Source organism: Marinilabilia sp., assembly GCF_016278715.1.
Taxonomy (GTDB): domain Bacteria; phylum Bacteroidota; class Bacteroidia; order Bacteroidales; family Marinilabiliaceae; genus Marinilabilia.
Genome location: NZ_JADQBH010000277.1, coordinates 1 through 5034, shown reverse-complemented (window position 1 = coordinate 5034; position 5034 = coordinate 1). Strand labels below are relative to the sequence as shown.

Genomic DNA, 5034 nt, shown 5'->3' with positions numbered 1-5034 from the left:
GTGGGATTTGTCATTGGCGACCTCCTGCTTTTTCAGGCTTTTGTGGTCACTGGCGCCCGGGTATCTATGCTGATAATGGCGCTCACTCCCCCCCTGGCAGCACTTTTCGGCTGGCTCATTCTAAGTGAGGAAATGACACTTATCAGTACATTTGGGATGGCCCTCACCATTTTGGGTATTGCACTGGTTATTCTGGGCCGCCCCATAAAAGGGAAACGTCTGTCGCTCAATTTCCCGTTAGCCGGACTTCTCCTTGCATTTGGCGGAGCTGCAGGTCAGGCCCTTGGACTGGTATTGAGTAAACTGGGAATGGGAGATCTGGATGCTTTTATGTCCACTCAAATAAGAGTGATTGCCGGTATCGTTGGTTTTATTCTTGTCTTTTTTGGCTGGCGCCGATGGGGCAATGTGTGGGCCGCTCTGAGGAACAAATCGGCCATGGGACGCATCTCTATCGGAGCATTCTTTGGCCCTTTTCTGGGCGTTTCATTTAGTCTGCTGGCCGTAAAATACACCACCACCGGAATTGCCTCCACATTAATGGCCCTAACGCCCGTAATGATTATCCTGCCGGCACGCTATATTTTTAAAGAAAAAATTACCACCAAAGAGGTGATTGGGGCCTTTATTGCTGTGGCGGGGGTTGTGGTGTTTTTTGTGTTTTGATAGTCAGGTGTATTTTCCTTAACTTTGTTTCAAGAAATTCTTTGATTATGAGCATTCAAGAAAAAAAAATAACAACTAATGAGTGGTCTTTACCCGGCCATCCACTTTCGCAGAAAGAGTTTGAGAAAGGCATCTCTGAAGCAGAAAAAGGGCATTTCCATACAATAGAAGAATCAAAGAAAATTCTAAAGGAATGGCGGAAAAAGAGGTCCCTAAAAAAATAGCCATTTCAAAGGAATTCTTAATTGATCTGGATGATATCTACCAGCATGGGCAGTATGTATTTGGAGACAATCAGGCTGCAAAATATGAAGATGAAATTTGGATGTTGATAGAAAAGCTGCCAGAGAATTATCTCATTTTTCCTGAATGCCGATATCTCAGAACTAAATCAAGAATGTACAGATGGATTATTCTTGATGCTCATTTAGTAATTTACAGAATTACCCAAAAAGAAATTCAACTTCTACGCATACTTCATTCAAAAAGAAGTATTTCTAAAATCAAAACTTCAAGAAAAATCACCCCATAATTTTACCCCAGCAGCAACAACACAATACCAACCAAAATTCCTCCCAGAAAAATCGCCTTTTTCTTCACATTCTTCTCCCCATACATCAGAGCACCAAACACGAATGGAACAATCACACTGCTGCGGCGAAGGGCTGAAATGACTGAAATGAGCGATTCGGGCTCACTAATGGCATAGAAATAGAAGAAATCGGCAATAACCAGAAATAATCCGATAAGCGGAATCGTCCACCGCCAGAAGAAAGGTGTACGCGATGGCCGCTTGCGACGGACTATCCACAAAATGGGAAGCAAGAGCGCCACCTGATAAAAGGAAAACCAGGCCTGAACAGCCACCCTGTCCATCTGACGAAGAATATGTTTATCGTACAATGCACTGACAGCTCCGGCAAGAGTCCCGATAATTACAAACCACATCCATTTGTTGTTGCGAAATGAAAGTCCTTCCAGTTTGCCGACTGTAGAAAAACGGAAGAAGAAGAAGAGAGTCAGTAACAGACCGCCCCACTGGAACAGATTCAGTTGTTCTCCGAAAATGATGATGGCACCAATTAAAGTCCAGAGCGGACCGGTGGCCCGGACAGGGGCAACAATAGTCAACGGCAAGTGCTTCAAAGCAAAATAATTAAACACCCAGGAGGTAAGAACAATGGCCGTTTTCAACAACACCATCCAGTGTTCACTGGCGGTCATCTGCGGTACATACACCATATCGCCGGCTTCCAGAATTCCCTGATTAGACAGTATCAGCAACGGAAGAAATATAATGCTACTGGTGAGGGCACCAAAAAACAGCACCGGCCACACCGCATTCTCTTTCAGTGAGACCTTTTTGAGAATATCGTAAAATCCAAGAAAAAACGCAGATGCAAGTGTTAGTATCAGCCACATAGTTCAATTATCAATGAGCAGTTATCTATGAACAATTATCAATAACAATTATCTATGAGCAATTAGTTTAGAGAAGTCCCAATAACTTATCACCCTGTCACCTTACTATCCCTTTATAATTTTGAAGTTCAAATCTCGAATCAACCTCCTTTTACCAGGAAAACCATTGGGGGATTTAGGATGCCTATTTTGCTGCAAAGGTAACAAAATATCCAGTCCACTACTTTCGCAATTCACCGGTACACTAGGTTTCTCATCCTTCTCCGTTGCAAAAAACAGAACAACAAATCTTTAAAACCTCAAACAAACAACGGAGAATTAGTTTGCATCCATTTTTATTTGATTATTTTTGTCTCATAATCAGAAACATGAAGCCAATTTTCTGCAAATTTTCGATTCTTTTAGTTTTTTCATTCATAGAATCTATATCGGTTGCAAAACCACTTTGTGATTCACTTTTCAATGATTCCAAACATAAAATAATATACCTTGAAAATAACAAGGAGATAGTTCCTCACATAACTGACACTTCAGGTTGGGACAAATCAAGACAAATTGAACTATCGGATATCAATGGAAAAAACCAGGTATTATTCAAACAAAAATATAGGGGCAAAAATTATCATAATCCAACACTATTACTCATAGGGTATTCAAGTGGCTTTGAAATATACCGTGACTCAGTTCTGATTTATTCGGCTTTGGCCCCCTTGTCAAGCAAATCAACTACTCATTTTTACGATTCCCATTTCATTCCGCTAAAACCCCCTCTTGATTCATCGGTTTTTGTATTAAGAATTCCTTTTAAAAGCTATCTTGATGCTACCAGTTTTAGTGCAGTATTGGTTGGGGAGGGTGATGAATTAGGGAGATTGGCTGTGGCTAAAAACCGAAAAGAAATAAAAGATGGAATTGCAGAAAACGTAATGGGACTTTTTTTAATTTTCACTGCCCTACTTTCACTAGCCGCTTTTTTTATTCGTTTAAAGAAACCGGTTTATTTATTGGTATGGTATTTTCTTTTTGCAGGTTCACAGGGGTATATTTTTCTTTTGGAAGACATCCATTTGATATTTAATATTCTCCCCTCTTTCTATTTTGGTTCAATGATTGTAATTGAGAATCTGGTTCCTATAGGCATTCTGGGGATTGTTGGAAGTATTTCGGGCTACAGTAAAACTTTAGCCATAAAGATTATGATTGCCCTACATTTGGCCTATGCAGCATCCAGTATATTCCTTTTCCAATTTGAGTTTTTCCAGATTTTGTTTTGGATTCTGGTTGTTATCGATATCATTCTATTTGTTCATATATTATTTGTAAGAGATTTATATAAAATTAAAGACTTCAGAATCCCGGTGTTGGCACTTTGCTTGTTGTTTTCGCTGGTAATATTGGATGTCTTTGCTGTTTTTAATGTGTTTTTCATTGCCGATGACTTGAGTTCATACGGCATGTTGCTTTTGGCTTTATCATTTGCCCAGTATATCGAAAAAGTCCTTTACAATAGTCGTCAGAAAAACATTACCTACGAAGTAGAAATTCAACAAACCAAAAACAAAATATTATTACTCGAAAATCAAAGAATAATTGCTCAATACGAAGTTCTCAAGAACCAGGTGAATCCTCATTTTCTTTTTAATAGTTTAAATGCATTATCAGCCTTAATAAGAAGTGATGAAAAAGCAGCTCTTACATTTATCGAAAAGTTTTCGTCCATTTACAGATTTGTGCTTGACGCAAACAACAAAACGGTTATTGAACTAAACAGAGAAATTGATTTTGTGAATTCGTATTTCTTTTTACAAAAGATGAGATATGGAAAAAGCCTTAGCCTGAATATTGAAACAGATATTGACTTATCAGGTGTTTTTGTGGTTCCTTTATCGATACAAATTTTGGTTGAAAATGCCATTAAACATAACGAAATATCGGACAAAAACCCTTTGCACATTAATATTTGTATTGATGGCACTTCAATTTTTGTAAAAAACCCGATAAACAAATTAAATTATCAACCCAAGTCAAACAGAATGGGGCTCAAAAATCTAAAAGCCAGGTATGGCATTATCTCAGATATTGAGTGCAGCTTTACTAAAGATGAAAAAAACTTTGTAGCAACGATCCCTGTTCTTAAAAGAGTACCCAACTCATGAATATTTTAATCATTGAAGATGAATATCTGGCTGTCCAGAATCTAATTTCGATCTTGTCTGAAACGGAAACCCAGTTTACCATTGCAGGAGTATGTTCTTCTGTAAAAGAATCCATTTGCTGGTTATCAAAAAACAAAGCTGATTTAATACTTCTGGACATTCACCTGTCTGATGGCTTAAGTTTTAAGATTTTTGAAAAGATTAAAATTACTACCCCTGTAATACTTACCACTGCGTACGACCAATTTGCGATAAAAGCCTTTGAACTAAATAGTATAGACTATCTTATAAAACCTATTAAAATTGCTGATTTAAAAAGAGCCATCCAAAAGTTTTTATCCTTGCAATTACAGACAACACCCGATTATAACTCCTTGAATAGCTTATTGCAAAATAAAGAACCTGATTACAGGCAACGTATTTCAGTTAATTACGGCGATAAACTAAAATCCATTGAAGTTTCAGAAATTGCAGCATTTTATATTCTGAATAAATCGTTATTCCTGATTTGCTTCGACAAGAGCACCTATGATATTATTCAACCCCTTGAACAAATTGAAAAAGAACTCTCACCAAAGAAGTTTTTCAGAATCAATCGACAGATGATAATAAACTATGCAACTATCAATAAGATGTACTTTATGTCTAATAGAAGCATAAAAGTTGAACTAAAGGTTCCGGTTCCCATAGATTCATTTGTGAGCATTCAACGACTCACTGAATTCAAGAAATGGCTGGACCAATAGATTTTAGTTCCTCACGAATATGGTTACCTATTTCTAAAAAAAAT

The 5034-nt window shown here is 37.7% G+C and carries 5 protein-coding genes; 4 read left to right on the top strand and 1 reads right to left on the bottom strand.

The window, feature by feature from the left end:
• Together QZZ43_RS16855 and QZZ43_RS16850 are read left to right on the top strand one after the other, a co-directional pair.
• The coding region (locus tag QZZ43_RS16855) for a DMT family transporter (protein ID WP_291861774.1) at positions 1-666 on the top strand (666 nt) is incomplete at its 5' end.
• A gap of 193 nt (positions 667-859) precedes the next feature.
• On the top strand, positions 860-1198 hold the full coding sequence (locus QZZ43_RS16850) for a type II toxin-antitoxin system RelE/ParE family toxin (protein ID WP_291861773.1): 339 nt from the start codon (positions 860-862) through the stop codon (positions 1196-1198).
• 2 nt (positions 1199-1200) lie between these two features.
• On the opposite strand, the gene QZZ43_RS16845 is transcribed toward QZZ43_RS16850, so the two are convergent.
• Positions 1201-2088 carry a DMT family transporter gene (locus QZZ43_RS16845; protein ID WP_291861770.1) on the bottom strand — a complete coding sequence of 296 codons (888 nt, stop codon included), beginning with the start codon at positions 2086-2088 and terminating at the stop codon, positions 1201-1203.
• A gap of 368 nt (positions 2089-2456) precedes the next feature.
• On the opposite strand from QZZ43_RS16845, the gene QZZ43_RS16840 reads away from it, so the two are divergent.
• Both QZZ43_RS16840 and QZZ43_RS16835 read left to right on the top strand, forming a co-directional pair.
• The gene (locus QZZ43_RS16840; protein ID WP_291861769.1) at positions 2457-4244 is read left to right on the top strand and encodes a sensor histidine kinase; all 1788 of its coding nucleotides are present in this window, start codon (positions 2457-2459) and stop codon (positions 4242-4244) included.
• Positions 4241-4990, top strand: a complete 750-nt coding sequence (locus QZZ43_RS16835) for a LytTR family DNA-binding domain-containing protein (RefSeq protein ID WP_291861767.1) — start codon at positions 4241-4243, stop codon at positions 4988-4990. The genes QZZ43_RS16840 and QZZ43_RS16835 overlap by 4 nt, the downstream gene beginning before the upstream one ends.
• The last annotated feature ends 44 nt before the right edge of the window (positions 4991-5034 follow it).